At 55.0% G+C, this 23,314-nt stretch carries 22 protein-coding genes; 7 read left to right on the forward strand and 15 right to left on the reverse strand.

The window, feature by feature from the left end:
- Window positions 1–12: 12 nt before the first annotated feature.
- A complete protein-coding gene (aldB, locus tag AB8846_RS13025) occupies window positions 13–1,551 on the forward strand; it encodes an aldehyde dehydrogenase AldB (RefSeq protein ID WP_023309928.1) in 1,539 nt (512 codons plus the stop codon).
- On the opposite strand, the gene AB8846_RS13030 is transcribed toward aldB, so the two are convergent.
- Window positions 1,548–2,513 (reverse strand): LysR substrate-binding domain-containing protein, encoded by a 966-nt coding sequence (locus tag AB8846_RS13030; protein ID WP_370732871.1) that lies wholly within the window; start codon window positions 2,511–2,513, stop codon window positions 1,548–1,550. The two genes, aldB and AB8846_RS13030, sit on opposite strands and share 4 nt — an antisense overlap.
- Window positions 2,514–2,630: 117 nt before the next feature.
- Here AB8846_RS13030 and AB8846_RS13035 point away from each other — a divergent pair, with 117 nt between their 5' ends.
- From AB8846_RS13035 to AB8846_RS13045, 3 genes are all read left to right on the forward strand, one after another.
- Window positions 2,631–3,371 (forward strand): MipA/OmpV family protein, encoded by a 741-nt coding sequence (locus tag AB8846_RS13035; RefSeq protein WP_063145484.1) that lies wholly within the window; start codon window positions 2,631–2,633, stop codon window positions 3,369–3,371.
- Between the two features lie 209 nt (window positions 3,372–3,580).
- Complete coding sequence (locus AB8846_RS13040; protein ID WP_071993467.1) at window positions 3,581–3,766, forward strand: type II toxin-antitoxin system HicA family toxin; 186 nt, start codon at window positions 3,581–3,583, stop codon at window positions 3,764–3,766.
- A 14-nt stretch (window positions 3,767–3,780) separates the two neighbouring features.
- On the forward strand, window positions 3,781–4,188 hold the full coding sequence (locus AB8846_RS13045) for a type II toxin-antitoxin system HicB family antitoxin (RefSeq protein ID WP_370732872.1): 408 nt from the start codon (window positions 3,781–3,783) through the stop codon (window positions 4,186–4,188).
- A 3-nt stretch (window positions 4,189–4,191) separates the two neighbouring features.
- Here AB8846_RS13045 and AB8846_RS13050 read toward each other — a convergent pair whose 3' ends face one another.
- The 9 genes from AB8846_RS13050 to yiaK all read right to left on the reverse strand — a co-directional run bounded on the left by AB8846_RS13050 (window position 4,192) and on the right by yiaK (window position 13,214).
- Window positions 4,192–5,268: a type I restriction endonuclease gene (locus AB8846_RS13050; RefSeq protein WP_370732873.1), complete on the reverse strand. Its 1,077-nt coding sequence runs from the start codon at window positions 5,266–5,268 to the stop codon at window positions 4,192–4,194.
- Between the two features lie 345 nt (window positions 5,269–5,613).
- Complete coding sequence (gene araD / locus AB8846_RS13055; RefSeq protein WP_370732874.1) at window positions 5,614–6,309, reverse strand: L-ribulose-5-phosphate 4-epimerase; 696 nt, start codon at window positions 6,307–6,309, stop codon at window positions 5,614–5,616.
- Window positions 6,303–7,163, reverse strand: coding sequence for an L-ribulose-5-phosphate 3-epimerase (locus tag AB8846_RS13060; RefSeq protein ID WP_370732875.1), 861 nt, complete (start codon window positions 7,161–7,163; stop codon window positions 6,303–6,305). The genes araD and AB8846_RS13060 overlap by 7 nt, the downstream gene beginning before the upstream one ends.
- Window positions 7,164–7,165: 2 nt before the next feature.
- Window positions 7,166–7,819, reverse strand: coding sequence for a 3-keto-L-gulonate-6-phosphate decarboxylase UlaD (gene ulaD / locus AB8846_RS13065; RefSeq protein WP_370732876.1), 654 nt, complete (start codon window positions 7,817–7,819; stop codon window positions 7,166–7,168).
- Window positions 7,816–9,321: an FGGY-family carbohydrate kinase gene (locus AB8846_RS13070; protein ID WP_370732877.1), complete on the reverse strand. Its 1,506-nt coding sequence runs from the start codon at window positions 9,319–9,321 to the stop codon at window positions 7,816–7,818. The genes ulaD and AB8846_RS13070 overlap by 4 nt, the downstream gene beginning before the upstream one ends.
- A gap of 99 nt (window positions 9,322–9,420) precedes the next feature.
- Complete coding sequence (locus AB8846_RS13075) at window positions 9,421–10,740, reverse strand: MFS transporter (RefSeq protein WP_370732878.1); 1,320 nt, start codon at window positions 10,738–10,740, stop codon at window positions 9,421–9,423.
- Window positions 10,741–10,784: 44 nt separating this feature from the next.
- A complete protein-coding gene (locus tag AB8846_RS13080) occupies window positions 10,785–11,711 on the reverse strand; it encodes a DUF4862 family protein (protein ID WP_063145348.1) in 927 nt (308 codons plus the stop codon).
- 26 nt (window positions 11,712–11,737) lie between these two features.
- Window positions 11,738–12,205: a YhcH/YjgK/YiaL family protein gene (locus AB8846_RS13085; protein WP_063145349.1), complete on the reverse strand. Its 468-nt coding sequence runs from the start codon at window positions 12,203–12,205 to the stop codon at window positions 11,738–11,740.
- A gap of 10 nt (window positions 12,206–12,215) precedes the next feature.
- Window positions 12,216–13,214 carry a 3-dehydro-L-gulonate 2-dehydrogenase gene (gene yiaK, locus AB8846_RS13090; RefSeq protein ID WP_063145350.1) on the reverse strand — a complete coding sequence of 333 codons (999 nt, stop codon included), beginning with the start codon at window positions 13,212–13,214 and terminating at the stop codon, window positions 12,216–12,218.
- 225 nt (window positions 13,215–13,439) lie between these two features.
- Here yiaK and yiaJ point away from each other — a divergent pair, with 225 nt between their 5' ends.
- Window positions 13,440–14,258, forward strand: coding sequence for an IclR family transcriptional regulator YiaJ (gene yiaJ, locus AB8846_RS13095; protein WP_021242452.1), 819 nt, complete (start codon window positions 13,440–13,442; stop codon window positions 14,256–14,258).
- Window positions 14,259–14,261: 3 nt separating this feature from the next.
- Entirely contained in the window at window positions 14,262–14,717 is a 456-nt protein-coding gene (locus AB8846_RS13100; RefSeq protein WP_370732879.1) for a 4Fe-4S dicluster domain-containing protein, read from the forward strand.
- Between the two features lie 4 nt (window positions 14,718–14,721).
- On the opposite strand, the gene avtA is transcribed toward AB8846_RS13100, so the two are convergent.
- Together avtA and AB8846_RS13110 are read right to left on the reverse strand one after the other, a co-directional pair.
- On the reverse strand, window positions 14,722–15,978 hold the full coding sequence (gene avtA, locus AB8846_RS13105; RefSeq protein WP_032643757.1) for a valine--pyruvate transaminase: 1,257 nt from the start codon (window positions 15,976–15,978) through the stop codon (window positions 14,722–14,724).
- A gap of 190 nt (window positions 15,979–16,168) precedes the next feature.
- The gene (locus AB8846_RS13110) at window positions 16,169–18,199 is read right to left on the reverse strand and encodes an alpha-amylase (protein ID WP_370732880.1); all 2,031 of its coding nucleotides are present in this window, start codon (window positions 18,197–18,199) and stop codon (window positions 16,169–16,171) included.
- Window positions 18,200–18,513: 314 nt separating this feature from the next.
- Here AB8846_RS13110 and AB8846_RS13115 point away from each other — a divergent pair, with 314 nt between their 5' ends.
- Window positions 18,514–19,338, forward strand: coding sequence for a protein bax (locus AB8846_RS13115; protein ID WP_059347330.1), 825 nt, complete (start codon window positions 18,514–18,516; stop codon window positions 19,336–19,338).
- Window positions 19,339–19,377: 39 nt separating this feature from the next.
- Here AB8846_RS13115 and xylR read toward each other — a convergent pair whose 3' ends face one another.
- From xylR to AB8846_RS13130, 3 genes are read right to left on the reverse strand one after another with little or no spacing between them, the layout of a single operon-like run.
- Window positions 19,378–20,556: a D-xylose utilization transcriptional activator XylR gene (gene xylR / locus AB8846_RS13120; protein WP_063145356.1), complete on the reverse strand. Its 1,179-nt coding sequence runs from the start codon at window positions 20,554–20,556 to the stop codon at window positions 19,378–19,380.
- Window positions 20,557–20,589: 33 nt separating this feature from the next.
- Complete coding sequence (gene xylH, locus AB8846_RS13125; protein WP_370732881.1) at window positions 20,590–21,771, reverse strand: xylose ABC transporter permease XylH; 1,182 nt, start codon at window positions 21,769–21,771, stop codon at window positions 20,590–20,592.
- The gene (locus AB8846_RS13130) at window positions 21,749–23,290 is read right to left on the reverse strand and encodes a xylose ABC transporter ATP-binding protein (protein WP_331413822.1); all 1,542 of its coding nucleotides are present in this window, start codon (window positions 23,288–23,290) and stop codon (window positions 21,749–21,751) included. Before AB8846_RS13130 ends, xylH begins: the two co-directional genes overlap by 23 nt.
- Between the last annotated feature and the right edge of the window lie 24 nt (window positions 23,291–23,314).

Consider the following 23,314-nt stretch of genomic DNA (forward strand, 5'->3'; position numbering starts at 1 on the left):
AAGGAGACGGTCATGACAAACAATCCTCCCTCATCGCGTATCCAGCCCGGCGAGTATGGTTTTCCCCTCAAGCTGAAGCCTCGTTATGACAACTTCATTGGCGGCGACTGGGTTGCTCCCGTCGACGGCGAATACTATTCCAACCTGACCCCCGTTACCGGCCAGCCGCTGTGCGAGATAGCCAGCTCCGGCAAGCGCGATATCGATCTGGCCCTGGATGCGGCGCACAAAGCGAAAGATAAATGGGGCCATACCTCCGTTCAGGACCGCGCGGCCATTTTGTTCAAAATCGCCGACCGGATGGAGCAGAATCTGGAGCTGCTGGCGACGGCGGAAACCTGGGATAACGGCAAGCCGATCCGGGAAACGATGGCGGCAGACGTGCCGCTGGCCATCGACCATTTCCGCTATTTTGCCTCCTGTATTCGCGCCCAGGAGGGCGGAATAAGCGAGGTAGACAGCGACACCGTGGCGTATCACTTCCACGAACCGCTGGGCGTCGTCGGGCAAATCATTCCGTGGAACTTCCCGCTGCTGATGGCGAGCTGGAAAATGGCGCCCGCGCTGGCGGCCGGGAACTGCATTGTGCTGAAACCGGCGCGTCTGACCCCGCTCTCGGTGCTGCTGCTGATGGAAATCGTTGGCGATCTTCTGCCGCCGGGCGTGATTAACGTGGTCAACGGTGCGGGCGGTGAGATAGGAGAATATCTTGCTACCTCGAAACGGATCGCCAAAGTGGCGTTTACCGGGTCGACGGAAGTGGGCCAGCAGATCATGCAGTACGCCACGCAGAACATTATTCCGGTGACCCTGGAGCTGGGCGGGAAATCCCCGAACATCTTCTTCGCGGACGTGATGGAGGAAGAGGATGCCTTCTTCGATAAAGCCCTGGAAGGGTTTGCGCTGTTTGCGTTTAACCAGGGGGAAGTCTGCACCTGCCCAAGCCGCGCGCTGGTGCAGGAGTCCATCTATGAGCGCTTTATGGAGCGGGCCATTCGCCGCGTTGAGTCTATCCGCAGCGGTAACCCGCTCGATAACGTTACGCAGATGGGCGCGCAGGTCTCGCACGGCCAGCTGGAAACCATCCTCAACTACATTGATATCGGCAAGAAAGAAGGGGCGGATATTCTGACCGGCGGTCGTCGTAAAGTGCTGGGAGGGGATCTGCAGGAAGGGTATTACCTTGAGCCGACGATCCTGTTCGGTCAGAACAACATGCGCGTCTTCCAGGAGGAAATTTTCGGACCGGTGCTGGCCGTGACCACCTTCAAAACCATGGAGGAGGCGCTGGAGATTGCTAACGACACGCCGTATGGCCTGGGAGCAGGCGTCTGGAGCCGCAACGGTAATCTGGCCTATAAAATGGGCAGAGGCATTCAGGCCGGGCGCGTCTGGACCAACTGCTACCACGCCTATCCGGCGCACGCGGCATTTGGCGGTTATAAGCAGTCGGGCATCGGGCGTGAAACCCACAAGATGATGCTGGAGCATTACCAGCAGACCAAATGTCTGCTGGTCAGCTACTCCGATAAACCGCTGGGGCTGTTCTAATCACCCATCTCAGGCCGTCCATGGACGGCCTGAGCAATTTGCTGGCGCAGGCAGTTCAGAACGCCATCCAGAACGTATTGTACCCGCCAGGGCTGGTATTCGCGTTTGCGGAAGATAGCCGTCAGATCGAGCCACCACTCTTCCTGATGCGGGAAGCAGGGGACCAGCATCCCGTTTGTTAATTCTTTCTTTAGACTCTCTTTGGGTGCAAAAACAATCCCAAGATTATTTCTTGCCAGCTCCAGGGCCGTCTGCGTATTGTCGCAAATATAATTACCGGTCACACGGTAGTCATGCACATCATCACTGCCGTGCACGCGGAAACGCCAGATGTTTGCATCATCGACCAGCATGGAGTCAATGAGAATGCAGGAGTGGTTAATTAAATCTTCAGGTCCCGTTAAGGGATTTTTATTTAAATACTCAACGGTTGCGAACGCCGTTACGGAATATTTTGTCAACACGCTGGCGACCAGGCTTTCGTCTTTCGGTTGCGCATAAGTAATTAAAATATCGCAGTCATCGGGAAAGGAAACGCCTTCTGAAAACTCATTCCGGTCCAGGTTGTAGGTTTTCATGGAGATGCGAATGTCACCGATATCTTCTATCTGATGAATCACGTGGCGCGCGAGATAAGTCACGATACCTGTGGGGGCATAGATTGTGACCCTTCCGCGCTTTTCATGCTTATAATCAGCAATGAAATTAACGAGTTGACTGTTCTTATCCAGCGTGGCATTAACGTAAGGGAGTAACGCTTCACCAAACTGGGTAAGGGCCAGTTGCCGCGTGGTGCGTTCAAAAACCTTTAGTCCAACCCGCGTTTCAAAATCAGACAGATATTTACTGACGTTGGCCTGCGCCATGCCCAGCAGGGCGGCGGCATCACCAATGCTGTGGGTGGCTGCGATGACGGATATAATTTTTAATTCGCGAGGCTTTAGCTGTAATTTATTCATCATGCGCACCCATCTATATGATTTTATATATAATATTATATAAACCGCAGCGTTGCATTGGCAAATTTGTAACCATTATTATGCGCCTCGCTTGTTTGGCATTTTAATGGATTACATGTAATGACTATTAAATACAATTTACTCATCGCTGCCGCGTTATTTGCAACATCCTCAGCAATGGCCGGAGACTTTTCACTTGGAGCGGGGGCTGTATTTAATGAGTCTCCTTACAAAGGCTATAACGAAAATACGACCGCAGTACCGTTAATTAGCTACGAAGGCGATCGCTTTTACGTTCGCCAGACCACCGGCGGGTGGATCCTGTGGAAAGACGCAAAAAATGAATTCAGCCTGACCGCGTCGTGGATGCCGCTGCATTTCGATCCTGATGACAACGATGACCATCAGATGAAGCAGCTTGATGAGCGTAAAGCGTCAGCCTTCCTCGGCGGCGCGTACTACCGCCATGAAAGCTGGGGTTCGCTGAAAGTGGCGGTCTCGGGTGATGCCACGGATGAAAGCGGTGGCGTGGTGGGCGAGGTATCGTACTTCCGTCCGATCAGAATGGAGCGCCTGACCCTGACGCCTTCTGTTGGTGTGTTCTACAGCGACGAAAGCTATAACGACTACTACTACGGCGTATCCGGCAGCGAGTCTCGCCGTTCAGGACTGGATCAATACACCGCCGGTGACAGCTGGTCGCCATACGTCGGCCTGGCGGCTAAATATCAGTTAACCCAGAAGCTGTACCTCAACGCCAGCGCGGTCTACACCGTGTTGCCTGACGACGTGAAGAACAGCCCGATGATCGACCGTGACGACAGCTTCGCGCTGATGACCGGCCTGACCTGGCGTTTCTGATGCGGTAAAGCCGGGTGGCGGCTTCGCCTTACCCGGCCTACGATCGTGCCTGCATTTTTATCTGCAATACAACGTATTCCTTTTTCATTTCTCGATGCTTCTTCCTGTTCCGCCAAAACACGGCTGCACTGATGTTCCTTATACGCTAATGTGATTCGACCCGATAGCAAAGGTGTGTATCATGTGTATAATCATGGAAGGATTGGGATGTGAAAAGTGCGGATGTCATTACTGTTCTGATCAGCCATGGCTGGAAATGTGTCAGAACGAAAGGAAGCCATCATCAGTTTCGCCATCCCGAACAGAAAGGGCTGGTTACTGTCCCACATCCTAAGAAGGATATTAAACCGGGCACTCTCGCCCAGATCTGGCGACAGGCGGGAATTAAACACTGATATTAGGAGTAGTTATGTTTTATCCGGCTTACATTCATTCTGACTCCGACGGTAGCGCCAGCGGCTTTTTCCCTGATGTTCCAGGCTGTTTTTTTGCAGGTGATTCCCTGGACGACGCTTTTCAGGATGCACGTGATGCGCTCACAGCGCACTTCGAAGCGCTATTTGAAATGGATGATGCACTGCCTCTTCCGGGTAATGTGGAAGCGCATCTGGAAAGTCGTCCTGAGGATTTCACAGGCGGGCAATGGCTGTTGGTAGATATTAATATGAAACAGTTCGACGGCAGGGCCGAGCGTATCAACATCACGATGCCTCGACGTTTGCTGGTAAAAATTGATTCTTTTGTCAGCGAGCATCCTCAGTTTGGTAATCGAAGCGCATTTCTGGCTGAGGCAGCACGTCGCGTGCTGCCTAGGTAAAGATTAACTATAGAGAGCTGCGGTTGCTTTCAGAATATCGGCAAAGGAATAAATATCATCTACTGTGGCTATGGGGTGGCGCGTTTCGTTTTTTTCTATATCGAAAAGACCGATGTATTTTTGTGAGCGATTAAAATGCAATCGGCAAAGAGGTTTGCGGTTGTTATCGTCTACAAGGATTCCACAATAACTCTTTGTGTCTCTATGGGTTATGCGAGGAGCCTCCAGTACCGTCCGAGTAATTGCTTTTACAATATGAAAACCTTCTAACTCTTCTAAAGTTGTAACGATATCATTTTCATCTTTATGATCATCTTCTTCGAGAGGCTGTGTTTCTATTGGAGGTTCGATGGGGGTTGGAGTAATACCAGTAATAGCTGATTTAAGTCTCTCATTAACTTGATCATTTATGTACTGGCTTGCGGCCTTTTTCGTAAGATTTAGAAAAGATTCTCTTACTTTTTGGGTTAGCATCCCGTCATATACTCTGGATGCAAAGAATTTAACGAAGTCGTCCTCAGGATTGTTAAGTTGTGAATGTAGTATTCTTTTAATCTGACTGACGTATTTCAATTCTCCAGCAGCATTAATAATTGATTCAAGATCAAATGATGATTTTGTCAATTTTTTTAGTTCAGGGACAACATTTTCATCAATATCAAGTAGGTCGACTTCCAAAAATGGTTTCTCATCCATCTTATTAGGTGCATCAAGATCGGTATAAAATCTATATATTTGCCCGTTTGTTAAGATTGATATCCGTGCATTTGTAACGTGAAAGTATCTAAAAAGCTGCGATGCATGGTTTATATTTAACGGCTCACCAATTTTTTTACATTCAATAAGTATCTGTACATCATTATTTTTCATTATTGCATAGTCAATTTTCTCGCCCTTTTTAGTGCCTATATCACATACAAATTCGGGTGTGACTTCAGAGGGATCAAAAACATCGTAACCTAAAACATTATGAATAAAAGGCATCACAAATGCAGTTTTTGTTGCTTCTTCGGTATTGATTACTTCAATTTGTTGTCTGATTTTAGTAGATAATGCATTTAATCTTTCTGTAAATTCCATTGGATACCCTTATTTTTCTACTGTGTGTCTTGATGGAATAGCATTAAAATGCATGTCATTCAATGCTAGCCAGAAGTAATTAGCAGCAAAAAAATATTTCCGAGGTTTAGATCACAGACTCGTTAAACTGAAAACAGATAAATAAGCGCGATGCTATCGAGTTTATTAAGTATATTATATATATCGTTATGTTTTATTTCCTTTGTTTATGCTTTATTTCCATCAAGTCCGTATTTCCTTTTCTCCACGATTTACCCAACCCCGATAGGCCTTTTCAAACAAACGTGGCTAACACCCGCCGTCTGGAAACGGCGGTACTGTAAAGAGCATATCAATTCCGGCCGATCACTGGCCGTAATAGGCATTCGCCCCGTGCTTGCGCAGATAATGCTTGTCGAGCAGCTCCTGCTGCATAACCGGTAACTGCGGTGCGAGCTGGCGTGAGAACAGGCCCATGTACGCGCACTCTTCCAGCACGACGGCATTGTGGACCGCATCGGCAGCGTCTTTACCCCAGGCGAACGGGCCGTGGGAGTGGACCAGCACAGCCGGGATCTGCATCGGGCTGAGATCGCGCTCCTCGAAGGTTTTGATGATCACTTCACCCGTCTGGTATTCATATTCCCCGGCAATCTCTGCCGTGGTCATCAGGCGCGTGCAGGGAATGGTTCCGTAGAAATAGTCCGCGTGCGTTGTGCCCCAGGCGGGTAAATCCTGCCCCGCCTGCGACCAGATGGTGGCGTGGCGAGAATGGGTATGCACGATGCCGCCAATCTCCGGGTAGCGACGGTACAGCGCAAGATGGGTGGGCGTGTCTGAAGAGGGTTTTTTATTACCCTCGACAACCTGACCCGTGGCGATATTCACCACCACCATATCCTCCGCCGTCATCACGTCGTACTCCACGCCGGAGGGCTTGATCACCATCATGCCGCTTTCGCGGTCAACCGCGCTGACGTTGCCCCAGGTAAAGGTCACCAGCTGGTGGGCGGGCAGCGCCAGGTTTGCTGCCAGCACCTCGGCTTTGAGTTGTTCTAACATGTCATGCCTCCTTCCTGCATTCGGGCTTCAATCCAGCGGCGCGCCTGGATGATTTCCAGCACCGGCTCTTTTGCTTTTTCAGTCCACATTTCAATCAGAAACGCGCCGCGATAGTTCAGCTTATTCAGCGTGTTAAACACGCCGACAAAATCGACGCAGCCCTCACCAAACGGCACGTCGCGGAACTGCCCGGGACTTTGCGCGGTGACGGGTTGGGTATCTTTCAGGTGTATAGCCGCAATGCGGTCAATGCCCAGCGTCAGCTCGGCGGTGACGTCGTTGCCCCACGCGCTCAGGTTGCCAACGTCCGGGTAAACGCTGAACCACGGCGAGGCGAGCATATAGTCCCACTTTTTCCATTTGCTGATGGAGTTCATAAACGCGGTGTCCATGATCTCCACCGCCAGCATCACCTGCGCGGCGGCGGCCCGCTCTACCGCCCACGCCAGCCCGTCGGCAAAACGCTGCTGCGTCCCTTCATCGTGCTCTTCGTAATAGACGTCATACCCGGCAAGCTGGATGGTGCGAATGCCCAAGTCACGCGCCAGCCTGATGGCTTTGGTCATGATCTCGCGGGCGCGTTCGCGCACGGTTTCATCGCGGCTGCCAAACGGGAAGCGACGGTGGGCAGACAAGCACATGGACGGGATTGCCACACCGGTTTCCAGCATCGCTTCAACCAGAGAGGCACGCTGCGTGGTGCTCCAGTCGAGGCGTGATAATCGCTCGTCGGTTTCATCAACCGACATCTCTACAAAATCGAACCCGCAGCTTTTCGCCAGTACCAGGCGTTCCGGCCAGGAGAGATCTTTCGGCAGCGCTTTTTCGTAAATCCCTAACGGATGTTGACGCATGGTTACGCTCCCCAGATGTCGCGAATTTGCGAATGGAATGCCTGCGCCACCTGCGGCGGATTAGCGGCGCCTGCCAGCGCGCGCCCGGCAATAAAGGCTTTAACGTTGATCTGCTTAAAGAGCGGCAGATCGGCGGGGGTGATGCCGCCGGTAATTGAAAGCTGTAAACCGATGTCGGAGAGCGCTTTCATTTTCGCGAGATCTGCTTCGCCCCACTGCTGACCGCTCGCCTGCGCGTCGCGCCCGCGGTGGTAGATTGCCTGCTTCACGCCGACGCGATGCCATGCGCGCGCGTCGTCCAGCGTCCAGTTACCAAAGAGTTCTATCTGGATTTCTCCCCCGCAGCGCAGTGCCACCTCGTGGCCTCGTTCAACGGTGGCCAGCGGCGCGGCGCAGATGATGGTCATCCAGTTCGCGCCCGCGCCAAACGCCTGTTCTGCCAGCGTTTCTCCGGCGTCGGCCACTTTCCAGTCCGCAACGACGATCTTATCCGGGCACTGCTCGCGCAGGGCGCGCACGGCGTTCAGCCCTTCGGTCAGGCACAAAATGGTGCCCGCTTCGACGATATCGACGTGATCTGCAAGCGTGGCGACGTCGCGCTGCGCGGCCTGCAGTGAAGTGTGGTCGAGCGCCAGCTGCAGTAATGGTCGGCTCATAGGTCGTACTCCTTAACACGGGCGTGATAGCCCTGTAGTGCTGAAATCAGTAGCTGGTAACGGTGATATTTGCGCTGGTAGGCCGCATGGGCGCGCATGTCCGGCTCAATCACCCGGATGTCATGTTTGAGCGCGCGCTGCGCTGAGTGGAAGTCGGTGAACACACCGGTACCCACCATCGCCGCCAGCGCCGCGCCGGAACAGCCGGTCTCTTCCACCTGCGGCAGTTCAATGGCCAGCCCGCTGACGTCGGCGAGCATTTGCATCCACTCGTCCGAATGGGTTGGACCACCCGTCACGCGCAGTGCCTGCACCTGGGTAAAGCGTTCGAGCATGCGGTTGAGGTGGGTCATGTGGCTGAACACCACGCCTTCGTAAACCGCCTGCAGCAGGTGCGCGCGGGTGTGTAGCGCCTGCATGCCGTAGAAACCGCTGGTCATCTCCAGCCCGGCGTTGCTGCCGTAGAGGAACGGCAGGAAGAACAGATCGCTTTCCGCTTTCGGCAGGCTGGAAACAGCCTGGTTGATCTCATCGAATGACATATCGCCCCACTGTGCGGTGAGCCACTCAAGGTTGCCGGACGAGGTGGGGCTGGCTTCGTGAACGATGTACTGCTGCGGGTGCACGTAACGGCCATAGACGTACGGGAAAGGTTCGTTGTCGCGAAGCGCACTGGCGATCCCGCTGGTGACGGCCCAGGTGCCCATCACGGCATTTAGCGTGTGTTGGTCTTGCAGCCCGGCGCAGACTGCGGTGGAAACCACATCAAACAGTCCACCCACGACGGGTGTACCCGCCGCGAGACCGGTAAGGGCGGCTGCCTGAGCGGTGATTTCCCCGCAAATTTCTGCTGAACCGACAATTGGCGGCAGGGCGCCGTCAATTTCGCTGATACCGAGCCAGCGCGTAAGCTGTGGGTCGTATTTCCCGGTATTCATGTTGTAGAGATTGGACTCGGAGATATTGCTCTCCTCGCAGCCCTTCACGCCGGTCAGACACCAGCGCAGATAGTCGTGCGCCATCATCACGCTGCCAATCTGCTGGTACCTCTGCGGCTCGTTTTCTTTCACCCAGCGCAGGAGCGAGGCCGGGTGCCCGGTCCACAGCGTCTGGCGCGTATGCGGGTAGAGTTTTTCGGGAATGCCGTCCTGCTGCCAGCGCTGCACAATGTCCAGCGCCCGGCGGTCAGAGGAGAGTATGGCGTTGCCCAGCGGCTGGTCCTGTTTATCGAGCAGAAACAGTCCCTTGCCCTGTGCAGAAATGCCGACCCCTTTAATCTGGTTGCCGTTTACGCCTGAATTCTTAAGCAACGCGGCGATGGTTGCGTGGCAGTGCTGCCAGAGCTGGGGCATATTCCGCTCCGCATAGCCTGCGCGCGGGCTGAGCGTGGCAACCGAGCGACGTTCGATACAGACTTCCTTACCCTGGCTGTTGTATAAACCGGCTTTCAGATAAGTACCGCCACAATCGATACCCAGCCAGAAGGGCTCTTTTTCACTCATCTTCATCTCACTTATTCGCCGGGTGGCGCTTCGCTTACCCGGCCTACGGTTCGGTTTTCTCCCTCTCCCGTGGGAGAGGGGTGGGGTGGGGTGAGGGCATCAGGCCGCACGCTTGTGCGGATTCACCGTGGGATTAGGCTCTGCGCCAGCATCGCATTTCGCCGGTAACAGCAGGGCCAGCAGCGACGCCAGCGCCAGAGACACCGCCAGGCAGTAAACGCCCGCGTCTTTGCTGTACAAGGTGATCAGCACGCCAACCGCATACGGGCCACAGAAACCACCAAGGTTGCCCAGGGCGTTGATCACGCCGCGCGCGCCGCCCGCCATCTCTGCGCTGAACAGTCGCGCCGGAATGGTCCAGAACACGCCCGCGGCGGATTGCAGGAAGAACCCGCAGCCCACCAGGGCGGAATACGCCAGCCAGGTGTTTGCTTTCAGCGCCACGGAGAGGAACATGCAGAGCGCAAAGCCAATCAACGGCAGGGAGACAAACAGCTTGCGCTTGCCGGTGCGGTCAGAAAGCGTAGAGAACAGGAACATGCCCGCAATGGCCCCGATGTAGGGCAGGATGGCGAGCATACCCACCTGACCAATGCTGGTGTGCGTCAGCTCTTTCAGGATGGTCGGCAGCCAGAGCGTGTAACCGTAAATCCCGGTCTGGTAGAAGAAGTTCAGGGCGATCAGCTGCCACATGGTTTTGTCGGACAGCACCGCGCTGAGCGAGGCATTTTTTACCTCTTTTCCGGCGATGGCCTGCTGCTCCGCCGCCAGCGTTTGCACCAGATAGTTTTTCTCCGCCTCTGAGATCCAGCGGGCTTCCTGCGGACGGTCGTATACGGTGAACGCCCACAGCACCAGCACAACGACGGACATCAGACCTTCAATGATGAACAGCCAGCGCCAGTCGAGTGCGGTAATAATCCAGCCCGACAGCGGGGCGGTGATAATCCCGGCGATGGGCACGAACATGATCACAATCGCGTTGGCGCGACCGCGCTCGGCGTCCGGGAACCAGTTGCTGATCATGGTGAGCACAACGGGCAGCATCCCGCCTTCCGCCACGCCGAGTAAGAAGCGCAGCACCAGAAGCTGATACTGATTCGTTACGAGGCCCGTGAGCACCGAGATCACCGCCCAGGCAACCAGCGACCAGCCGATAAACTTCTTGCCGCTGCCGTGCACGGCAATCTTGCCGCCGGGAACCTGCAGGAACAGATAGCCGATAAAGAAGATCCCGCCCGCCAGGCCCGCCATCGTTGCGGTAATACCTAATTCTTCATCCATACCACCCGGCATCGCAAACGCGATATTCACGCGGTCCATATATGAAATAATGCAGGCGATAAGAATGGGAGGAATGATTCTTAGCCAGCGCTGGCGCGGAATGTCCGCATGTAGAGCATGAGTAGAAATATTCATAGTTAATCTCTCAGTAATGTAACCGGAATAAACTTTTATTATTGTTATTGCGTTGCTTTATTCATTTCGCTAATACCGTCGCGCAAAATGGCGATGCGATGGCTGACGTCAGCATTAGCATTTATTTCCAGTAATTTAATACCGGAGAATTTCAACGTTGCGGCGCTCGCCGCAGTAAAGAGTGATTTTGCATGTTCAGTGGACATCAAACTGTCGGCGCAGAATGAAGAAAACGGCGCGTGCAGATCCTGCCATTCTCCGTACTCCCCGTGGGTGGTCGTGCCTGAAAACATCAATGCACCCAGTTTCCCGGCGTTGAGCGCGGCCTGAACATGGTCAAGCGGAAGGGTCGTGCTGCGGCCTTCAATGGCCGAACGCGCCCAGTTGATGCAGACGCTGATATCCGTCTCTTTCACCACCTCCAGCACCTGCTCTAAGGGCAGGAAGCCCTTGCGCGGTGCCGGGCCGTTCATGGCATCGCAGTGTTCCAGCACCAGATCGCAGTCCCAGTCCCAGCCGGCGATTTCCCGAATCGAGCGGGAAAACGCTTCGGTGGCCTGTTCGACGGAAGCATTGCCCGCCTGCGGGGCTGCCTGCATTTCCAGGGCAATCACTTTGCCCGGATAACGGGCGTTCACGGCGTTAACTTTCTGGTGCAGATGCCGGTAAAAGTCTACGCACGCTTTACGCTGCGTTTCGTCGGCTGAGGCCAGGCCAAACGCGGCGTTGATGCCGCGACGACGCATGGTTTCCATCACTGCCGTGACCACAATTTGCCATTCACCCGGCGTATGGCGGAACAGCCATTCGTCGCCGAGAGGATGCAGATTTTCAAGGCAAGGCTGTTCCAGCCCGCGGATATGCGGTGTGTCGGAAAGTTCCCGCCAGAAGGTTTGTTCTTCTTGTTCCCCTCTCTGGTGAAACGAGGGTGCGCAGGGGTACGCACCAATAATAAAACCGGTGTTGGTCATTTCGCGTTCCTGTATTTATCAGAAAATTAATCTAATTCGCTGATTGCCACTTTCACCACAATTTTACGAATTGTGGCTTCCTTGTTTTTAATACAGGCAGGACGGTGTACATCCTGCGGGAAAAATATGGCATAGCTGCCGGGTATCATTTCGATAAACGATTCATTTTCACTGTCGCGATAAAAAATAATATCTCGCTGTTCTAGTAATGATTCGCTTATTTCGTTATTGCCGGTATCAATAGCGATACCGATTTTCTCTTCACCCCAGGCCAAAAACTGAATATCCAGATAGCGGCGGTGCACTTCCGGACGGTTCTCGTGCGGTTCCTTTGTCGTCAGGTCGAGAACCTGGGCAAAAATAGTGCGGCCTTCAATTTCCACCACGCCTGGCGCCAGGGCGGTGAAATCAGTGGTGCGTAGAAAATTAAGTGCTTTTTCAATCGCCTGCGGCAGGCGACACGGATTTGGCTGTGAAATATGTCCGAATATCATGGTCCACTCCTTACAGAGACTGGATTTTCGCCCACACGCTGTCGTCAACCGTGATGCCGTCGCGGCGGTTCTCTTCCAGCAGGCGCGTGAATTCATGCCCCGGCAGACGGACGGCGACGTTTTCATCAGCGCGTTCGGCGGTGGTGACGAAGTCCATGATGCGCTGAAGTTTGGCATCTCGGGTTGGGCCGTCGATCAGGCGATCAACCTCGATGGCGATAAAGATCTGCGAGACGCCATACTCATCGCTGTTGTCCTGGGTCACTTCCGCGACGGAGGATCCGTTGGAGAGGAGGGTGGCGATCATATCGAGCACGATGGATAAGCCTGAACCTTTCCAGTAGCCCATCGGCAGAATACGGCGGTTTTTCTCAATCACGCCCGGCTCTCGGGTGAGATTGCCCTCGTCGTCGAAGCCGCCATCGACCGGCAGCTCGCGCCCGGCCAGGCGATTCACTTCCAGCATGCCGTAGGAGAACATCGACATCGACATGTCGACCATAGTGATCGGGTTAGAGGGAATAGCCACGATCAGCGGGTTGGTGCCGATGCAGCACTCTTTTGATCCCCATGCGGGCATCACGGCAATGGAGTTAGTCCAGCAAATGCCAATATAGCCCTTCTCCGCCGCCTGCCAGCCGTAGCTGCCGCCGCGCATCCAGTGGTTGGCGTTACGCAGCGCCACCAGACCAATACCGTGGTCGGACGCCAGCTCGGTGGCGCGATCCATCATCTTTTTCGCCGTCAGGTTGCCGATGGAGCGCTGGGCATCCCACTGTTCGATAGCCCCTAATGTCATCACCCGTTTTGGCTGGGCGTCGGGAATGATATCGCCTGCATCAAGCTGCTGAATAAAGCGTGGAAAACGGTTAACGCCGTGCGAATAAACGCCGGATTCCGTGGTGCGGGCAAACATCTCGGCGCAGGCGTCTGCGGTTTCCGCTTTCACGCCGCGATCGAGCAGGACCCGATTGAACGCCGCTTTCAACTCTTCAAAGGTCACTTTCATCCCTGTTCTCCTGTTCTTTTAAGGGGCAAGTGCGAGTGCTTTTTTATCGCTAAATTTCACTATGCGAAATCTGATTTCAAATATAGCGATCAAATTTTGTCAGATCAACGACATTCATGTTTTTCAAAATCGATTAAAATCAAATGGTTGTGTTTTTTATGTTGAGATCGTGAACTGAACCACACTTTGCGCTACCATCAGGGCGCGACAAAAAGGAGCCATTTAATGAGCATGAAAGAGAGCGAAATGACGCAAGAAAAAGAGAGGCCAGCAGGCAGCCAGAGCTTGTTTCGCGGCCTGATGCTGATTGAGATCCTCAGCAACTATCCGAACGGATGTCCGCTTGCGCATTTATCGGAACTGGCGGGGCTGAATAAGAGCACGGTGCACCGCTTGCTGCAGGGGCTACAGTCGTGCGGGTACGTGACCCCGGCACCCGCGGCGGGCAGCTATCGCCTGACCACCAAATTTATCGCCGTCGGGCAAAAGGCGCTGTCGTCGCTGAATATCATTCACGTGGCCGCTCCGCACCTCGAAGCGCTGAACATCGCGACCGGCGAGACGGTGAACTTCTCCAGCCGGGAAGACGACCACGCGATCCTGATTTACAAGCTCGAACCGACAACCGGTATGCTGCGCACGCGCGCCTATATCGGTCAGCATATGCCGCTCTACTGCTCCGCAATGGGCAAGATCTACATGGCGTTTGGTCATCAGGATTACGTGGCGAGCTACTGGGAAAGCCATCAGGAACAGATCCAACCTTTGACGCGCAACACCATCACTGAGCTGAGCGCCATGTATGATGAGCTGGCGGAAATTCGCGATCGCAGCATGGCGATGGACAAAGAAGAGAACGAGCTGGGGGTTTCCTGCATTGCCGTGCCGGTATTTGATATCCACGGCCGCGTCCCGTATGCGATCTCCATTTCGCTATCAACGTCGCGCATGAAGCAGGTGGGTGAGAAGAACTTACTCAAGCCGCTGCGCGAAACGGCAGAGGCTATTTCAAAAGAGCTGGGTTTTAACGTGCGCGAGGCGTAACAGATGAACCGATTTATCATGGCGGATGCGGAAAAATGCATTGGGTGTCGCACCTGCGAAGTGGCCTGCGCGGTGTCGCATCAGGGCGCTGTCTCCGCTCATGCCTTTACGCCCCGTCTTCGGGTGGTTAAGGGGGGCGCTTACACTACGGCAGTGGGTTGCCATCAGTGCGAGGATGCGCCCTGTGCTAACGTCTGTCCAACCCATGCCATCAGCCGTACGGCGGGAGCCTGGCTCGTTGAGCAGACGCGCTGCATTGGGTGCAAAAGCTGTGTGGTGGCGTGTCCGTTTGGCGCGATGCAGGTTCGTCTGGAGGGAAATAAGCCGCAGGCGCTGAAATGTGATTTATGTGTGCATCGCGAAGGCGGACCGGCCTGCGTGGAGGCCTGCCTGACCCACGCGTTAAGCTGTGTCGATCCCGCCAGATTACGCGCTGAACGGCTGCATAATCTGGCGTAAGAACTTACTGACCGTCTTCGCGCCAGGCTTTTTCGATTTCTTCGGCGAGGATCTTAACCCCCGCTTCGATTTTTTCCGGGTCGGGCACATAGTTCATACGCATGCACTGGTGCGTATGCGGCCACGGCTTATCAAGCCCTGGGAAGAAATAATCGCCCGGTACCATCAGCACGCCGCGCTTTTTCAGGCGCTGGTAGAGCAGTTCGGTGGTGATAGGCAAATCTTTAAACCACAGCCACAGGAAAATCGCCCCTTCAGGCTTGTGGATCAGGCAGCGTTCTTCCGGCAAATAGCGGCGAATTGTCGCAATCGTCTCCTGAACGCGCTGGTAATAGAACGGTTTGATCACGTCATTGGACAGACGCAGCAGGTCGTTGCGTTTAATCATTTCGCACATCATTGCCGGGCCAATGCCGCCCGGTGAAAGGCTGATAATGCCGTTCATATTGGTAATGGCGGTGATGATTTTCTCATTAGCAATGATGATGCCGCAGCGGCTGCCGGGCAGACCGAGCTTAGAGAGGCTCATGCACAGGACGATGTTCGGGTTCCACAGCGGACGTGCTTCGCTGAAGATAATGCCCGGGAACGGCACGCCGTAGGCGTTATCGATCACCAGCGGAATGCCGTGCTGATTCGCGAGCGCATCCAGCTTCATCAGTTCGTCGTCGGTGATCACGTTGCCCGTTGGGTTAGTCGGACGCGATACGCAGATCATGCCCGTCTCTTCACCAATATGCAGGTGTTCAAAATCGACGTGATATTTGAACTGGCCTTCCGGCAGCAGCTCAATATTCGGGCGCGCGGAGACGAACAGATCCTCTTCCAGGCCCGAATCAGCGTAGCCGATATACTCCGGTGCCAGCGGGAACAGCACTTTTTTGGTGGTGCCGTCGGCGCGACGCCCTGCGAACAGGTTAAACAAGTAGAAAAACGCGCTCTGGCTGCCGTTTGTCAGTGCAATATTCTGTGGTTCGATATCCCAACCCAGCTCGTCACGCAGCATTTCGGCGAGGAGTGCCAGCAGCTCGGTTTTACCCTGCGGGCCGTCGTAATTGCAAAGCGCATCGGTTGCTTTGCCGCTTTCCAGCATCTGAGCGAGCAGCGTCTGGAAATAGGTCGTCATCTCCGGGATTTGAGCCGGGTTTCCGCCGCCGAGCATGATTGCGCCCGGTGTGCGCAGCCCGTCGTTGAGGTCCTCCATCAGGCGAGTAATGCCTGAATGGCGGGTAAATTTGTCGCCGAAAAGTGAAAACGTCATAGCAGGTGATCTGTCGAGCTTATTTTGAAAGTGGGTAACCATAACGCTAGCACCGTGCTGGTGCAAATCGGGTGATGTGGTCGGATTTGTTGTTTTGTATGGTGGATTTTGATTTGTGTAGTGAATAGTTCTGGTGGGATTCCCCTCACCCTAACCCTCTCCCACAGGGAGAGGGAACTGGCGTGTGCCGTTACTGATTACCTGCCCATACCACCATCACCTTATCGCCCTTGTGCTCGCGCACGAAGCCGTATCCCTCTTTCAGCGACAGCGTGGTTTGCTTGCCTTCACCGATCGCCGGATGGCGGGCGCGGAACTGGCCCAGCGTTTGCCAGTGGGCGACGGTTAGGGCCTGCTTGCCCGTGACGTCCTGCCAGTTCATATCCGAACGGGTGCCCTGCAGCGGGTCGGAGCCTGTGGGGCCGAACGGACGCTCGGATTCATCCCCGTAATATATTTGCACGCTGCCCGGCGCCAGCAGAAGCAGCTCCGCCGCGCGTTGGCCCCCTTCACGGAACAGACGCGTATCGTGTGATGAGAGATAGCTCAACACGTTGAAGCTTTGCAGCTTCTCCGCCATCTGCTGCCAGGTGAGATCCATATCGGCCAGGCAATCCACCGCTTTTGCCGCCTGCTCCTGATAATCAAAGTTGATCATCGCATCAAAACCGTGGCGGTAATAATCGCTTTGCATCACCCCGTGGCCCCAGGATTCCCCTGTCATCCAGAACGGTGCGTTGTCGAGCTTTTTGTCCGGGTTCGCTCCTTTCCAGGCGGCCAGCGCCTGGCTTGCCTGGTCTTTCAGCTGTTGCCAGGCCGCAAGCTCAACGTGTTTTGCCGTATCCACCCGGAAACCGTCGATGCCGTAGTCACGGACCCACTGGCTGAGCCAGTGGGTCAGATAATCGCGCGGGGTATATCCCGTGATGGCCTTCGCATGGGTGTCGGGCTTGTGTTGGTAAAAGTTTGGCAATCCGGAAGGCGTCGTGGATTCCGTTTTCAGATCCGGCAGAAATGCCAGCGACATGGTCAAATCATCAAAGCCAGGGTTGTCGTAATCGCCGATATCGGTGCGGATCCACTTTTTACCCCACCATTTTTCCCATGCGGCTTTGTCGCTAAAGTTGATGTAGTCGTTAAAGCTGTGCCAGCTTTGGCCCGCGCCCGGCTTCCAGTCCGTCCAGCGTTCTCCTAGCGTCTTTTTCAGCTCATCACCCTGCAGGTACAGGGCACCAAACTGATACTCCTGCATGTCTGCCAGCGTGGCATAACCAACGTGGTTCATGACGATATCAAGCAGAACGCGGATCCCGCGCTTGTGCGCTTCGTCGACAAGCTGGCGCAGGTCATCCTCAGTGCCCATATTGGCGTCGAGCTTTGTCCAGTCCTGGGTGTAGTAGCCGTGATAGGCGTAGTGAGGGAAATCTCCTTTGGTGCCGCCGCCTACCCAGCCGTGGATCTGCTCAAGCGGGGAGCTTATCCAGAGCGCGTTCACCCCCAACTGCTGTAAATAATCGAGCTTGCCGGCGAGTCCCTTGAGGTCGCCGCCGTGGAAGGTGCCAATCTCCTGCATGCCGTCTTTATGGCGACCGTAGCTGTTGTCGTTACTCGGGTCACCATTCACATAACGGTCGGTCAGCACAAAATAGACGGTGGCGTTTTGCCAGCTAAACGGCGCAGGCTTGTCGGTTTCCGCACGCTCAAGCAGCAGCAGGCCGTTACTGTTGGCGGCTGGCTGCAGGGTTATTTTTCCATTCTGCACCGTCGCCGTTTGTTTACTGTAGTAGTCGCGCACGACGGAGCCTTCCGGGAAGGTATTGCTGACGTCCAGCGTCAGCGGTTTGCCGTCCCACTTCGGACACTGGCGGATGACGTTTGCAACCGGCTGTTCTGCGGCATTCTGAATCGTCAGCAGCAGGGTGGGCGTGCCGGAGCGGGTATCAATCCGCATCTGGTAGTCACCGTCGCGGAAAAGGCGCCACTGCGGCGGCGTGCCGTCACAGGGCTTGAGCGACAGCATCTCGTTGAGTTTTATCGCGTCCGCAGGCTGCCAGCACGTCTTGTCAAAACTCAGCGTCAGAGGACGCGTACCCTTCGCAAGCTTTGCCTGGCTGGTAAAGACCCCTGTGCCTTCAGCGCTAAAGGCGCTAAACCCCGGCGATGACCAGTCGGCATGCGCCAGTGCGGGTAACATCAGAAAGGCTAATGCGGTACGTTTCATTCCTTTTTCCTGTCGCGGCATTTTTGACCAGTGTGCCATCAGGCTGTGGGCAAAAACTCATCCCCCGTCGCTTTCTGCCAGGAGGATGCGTGAGGATGAGTGATCTCGCGCAAAATTAGGCAGTTATCTGCGATAGCGCACACAGTTTTCGTGGAATGATGTTTTTATGAGCAAGTTTCAGGTGACATAGTTTCGGAATTGGACTATTTCTATACGTGCTCTTGAAGTCTATTTTTGATATGATTTGAGATTCCGCTCTCAAATTTGTGAAAAAAATAAGGTGTTGGGATGATTACATCCGACCAGGAGACCTAATGATATCGACTCCCATTCGACGATATGGGGCTGCGATACTCATGTTACTCACCACGGCATTTTCGGGTGAGGTGCTTGCGAAGACGCACACGGATACAACGAGTAAGAAAGCCCACGTAATACAGACGACAAGTAGTAAGGTTAGCAGTAAACAAGAGTATTCTCGCAATAGTGCAAAGAGTAGTTCACTTCCTGATTTGCGAAAATACCCTTCCGGAACACCAAGGAAAAAAGCGTTTCTCCGGACGGTAATGCCTTACATCACGAGTCAAAATGCCGCGATTACTGCGGATCGTAACTGGCTGATTTCCAAACAGTACGATAGCCGCTGGTCGCCGTCAGAGCGCGCGCGTCTGAAAGATATCACGAAGCGCTACAAGCTGAGCTGGAACGGTAACACCCGCCGTGTGCCGTGGAATGCTCTCCTTGAGCGTGTGGATATCATCCCGGGCAGCATGGTTGCGACCATGGCTGCTGCCGAAAGCGGCTGGGGGACGTCTAAGCTTGCGCGTAGCAACAACAACCTTTTCGGCATGAAATGTGTGAAAGGTCGTTGTAATAATGCCCCTGGCAAGGTGAAAGGCTATTCGCAGTTTGAATCTGTGAAAGATTCCGTCAGCGCCTACGTGGTGAATCTGAACACGCACCCGGCCTACTCTTCGTTCCGTAAATCACGCGCTCAGCTGCGTAAGGCGGACCAGGAAGTGACGGCCAGTACGATGATCCACAAGCTGAAAGGTTATTCGACAAAGGGACAGAGCTATAACAACTATCTGTTCGCCATGTACCAGGATAACCAGCGCTTAATCGCCGCCCATATGTAATCTCAAAAAAACGCCTTCCACCGGAAGGCGTTTTCTTTTCTAGATCAGCACCTCACTGTGGCGATCCCGATACTCCTTCGGCGTGGTGTCATACTCTTTGCGGAACACCGAATAGAAATATTGCAGGGACGGGTAACCGCACATCTGCGAGATTTCGTTGATCGACAGCGACGTGGAAATGAGCAGGCTGCGGGCTTTCTCCAGCTTTTCCGCATGGATGACGGCATGAATGGTTTCGCCTACCTCTTCTTTAAAACGCTTCTCCAGATTCGAACGCGAAATGCCTACCGAATCCAGCACCTGATCGACCTTTATCCCTTTGCAGGCGTGGTTGCGAATATAGTGCATGGCCTGAATGACGGCCGGGTCGCTTAAGGAGCGATAATCGGTTGAGCGACGTTCTACGACGCGGACAGGAGGCACGAGCAGGCGCTGAAGCGGCAGAGATTCTTTATCCAGCAGACGATGCAGCAGCTTCGCCGCCTGATAACCCATCTGACGCGTGCCCTGTGCAACGGAGGAGAGCGCCACGCGAGACAGATAGCGGGTCAGTTCTTCGTTATCAATGCCAATCACGCACAGCTTTTCGGGCACCGGAATGTGTAAGTGTTCGCAGACCTGCAGCACGTGCCGCGCGCGGGCGTCCGTCACGGCAATAATACCGGTTTGCGGCGGCAGCGTTTGCAGCCAGTCCGCCAGGCGGTTTTGCGCGTGCTGCCAGTTTTCCGGCGCGGTCTCCAGCCCCTGGTACACCACGCCGCGATACTTTTCCTTCGCGACCAGCTGGCAAAACGCGTGTTCGCGCTCAACGGCCCAGCGCTTGCCGCTGGTGGCCGGTAACCCATAAAACGCGAAGCGATGGACGCCTTTTTCTTTTAAATGAAGAAAGGCGGCCTCGACCAGGGCATGGTTATCGGTGGCAATATAGTGGACCGGCGGATAGTGTTCGGGCGAATGGTAGGAGCCGCCGACGCCCACAATCGGGACGTCGACGTCGGTCAGCAGCTGTTCGATGACGGGATCGTCATAGTCCGCGATGACGCCGTCTCCCAGCCACTCTTTGATGTTCTCCAGACGGGTGCGAAAATCTTCTTCAATAAAAATATCCCATTCGGATTGCGACGCCTGCAAATATTCACCAACACCTTCCACCACCTGACGGTCGTAGGCTTTATTGGCATTGAATAACAACGTAATGCGGTGACGCTTTTCAAACATGGCTCACTTCCCAATTAAGTCACAATACGGTTATCAGGCCCGTCGCTTGGTGGCTGAGTCCATCCAGACTGCCAGTAAAAGAATGGCCCCCTTGACGATATACTGCCAAAACGTCGGGACGTCCATCATACTCATCCCGTTATCCAACGATGCCATGATAAATGCCCCCATGACCGCGCCCGCCACGCTACCAATACCCCCTGCGAGGCTGGTGCCGCCAATGACGCAGGCGGCGATAGCATCCAGCTCGGCGATGTTACCGGCGGAGGGAGAGCCGGCTCCGAGACGCGAGCTGAGGATCAGCCCGGCGATAGCGACCATCAGGCCGTTTATGGCGAAGACCGCCAGCTTGGTACGCTCGACATTGATACCCGAGAGGCGGGCAGCTTCAAGGTTGCCGCCAATGGCATAAATACGGCGGCCAAACGCGGTGCGCGTGGCCATAAACATGCAGCCCAGCAGTAAAAGCGCCAGCAGCAGGACGGGGGTCGGAACGCCGCGATAGTCGTTAAGAAGCCAGATGGCGCCCAGCACAATGACCGCCGTGAGCGCCTGACGCCCCACCACCGAGGTTGACGCCGGAGAAGCCAGCCCCAGCGCCTGACGGCGCATACGTCCACGCCACTGCCACGCGATAAAGGCCAGTAACCCAATCACACCGAGGGTAAAGCCCACGCTATCTGAGAGGTAGCTTTGGCCAATCTGCGACATGGCCGCGCTGGTCGGGGAGACGGTGGTACCGTTAGTGATGCCGATTAAGATCCCGCGGAAGGCCAGCATCCCTGCCAGGGTGACAATGAACGATGGCACCTTACGGTAGGCAACCCACCAGCCGTTCCAGGCTCCCAGAACCAGACCAAGCACCAGCGTGACCGCCACGGTCAGCGGCAGCGGCCAGCCGAGCCAGACGTCAAAAATCGCCGCTACGCCCCCGAGGAGCCCCATCATCGAACCGACCGACAGGTCGATTTCCGCGGAAATAATCACGAACACCATGCCCACGGCCAGAATGCCGGTGATGGCGGTCTGGCGGAGCAGGTTGGAGACGTTACGCGCGCTTAAGTACGAGCCATCGGTCATCCAGGTAAAGAACAGCATGATGACGATAATCGCCGCGATCATCACGAAAACCTGCAGGTTAAGCGCTTTTAGCCCCGCAAACGCACCGGGCGTCGGAACAGCGACTTTGATATCAGACGGATTGCTTTTCGACATGACGTTCGCTCCTTAAAGCGGCTTCCATCACCTGCTCCTGCGTCAGGTTCTGGTTAATCAGGTTGGCTTTCAGTTTTCCCTCGTGCATAACCAGCACGCGGTCGCTCAGGCCGAGCACTTCGGGTAACTCAGACGAAATGACAATGACGGCAATCCCTTGCTGTACAAGCTGATTAATCAGTTTGTAGATTTCATATTTGGCACCGATATCAATCCCGCGCGTGGGCTCATCAAGGATTAAAATGCGTGGATTGAGAAGCAGGCAGCGCGCCAGAATCGCCTTCTGCTGGTTTCCCCCGCTCAGGCGGCCAATCGCCAGCTCCGGTGAGGAGGTTTTGACCTTCAGCCGGGCAAGCGACTGGAGGATGCACTGCTGCTCGGCGGCGTCGTCCAGGCTGCTCAGCGCCCCGGAGAACCGATCGAGTGCCGCAAGCGTAATATTTTTACCCACCGCCATGACCGGCACGATGCCGTCTTTTTTGCGATCTTCCGGGACCATGGCAATGCCGCGGGCAATCGCCTGCTGGCAGCTGTCGATTTTCACCGGCTGGCCGTCGATATAAATCGTGCCCTCCCAGCGTCCCGGCCACACGCCAAACAGACACTGTACGGCCTCCGTGCGCCCGGCACCGACGAGGCCCGCAATCCCAAGAATTTCTCCGCTGTGAAGGGAAAACGAGACGTTATTGACGCGCTTGATGTGGCGGTTAACGGGGTGCCACGCGGTCAGGTTTTCCACGCGCAGCACTTCATCGCCTGTTGCGTGGGGTTCATTTGGGTAGAGTGCCGTGAGCTCGCGGCCCACCATCATGGTGATGATGTCATCTTCGCTCATCCCGGCGGCTTCACGCGTGCCGATGTGTTGCCCGTCGCGGATCACGCAGATGGTGTCCGAAATAGCTTTGACCTCGTTCAGCTTGTGCGAAATGTAGATACAGGCGATACCGTGGTTTTGCAGATCGCGGATGATATTGAGCAGAACCGCGGTTTCCTGTTCGGTGAGCGAGGCCGTCGGCTCATCAAGGATCAGCAGCCTGACCTGTTTATTTAGCGCTTTCGCTATTTCGACCAGCTGCTGTTGCCCGAGGCCCAGATCCCCCACGCGGGTATCCGGGGAAATGTTGAGGCTCACCTGCGCCAGCAGCTTTTCGCAGCGGAGCGTCATGGTGTCGTAATCCAGCACGCCGTGGCGGGAAATTTCGGCCCCGAGGAAAATGTTCTCCAGCACGGTGAGATGCTTCACCAGCGCCAGCTCCTGGTGGATGATGGCGATGCCTTTGCGTTCGGTATCGCGGATGTGTGTCGCCTGGATAACTTCACCGGCAAAGACGATTTCGCCTTCGTAGCTGCCGTGTGGGTAGATCCCGCACAGCACTTTCATCAGCGTCGACTTGCCCGAACCGTTCTCACCGCACAGCGAAACCACTTCGCCGGGGTTCAACCGGAGGCTGACGTTGTCGACGGCTTTCACCGTGCCGAAGCGTTTGGTGATGCTTTTCATTTCAAGTAAATAAGGCATAACCGCTCCACATAACCCGAGGGA

The sequence above is a fragment of the Enterobacter sp. KB-221C9 genome (assembly GCF_041320715.1).
GTDB classification, from domain to species: domain Bacteria; phylum Pseudomonadota; class Gammaproteobacteria; order Enterobacterales; family Enterobacteriaceae; genus Enterobacter; species Enterobacter asburiae_D.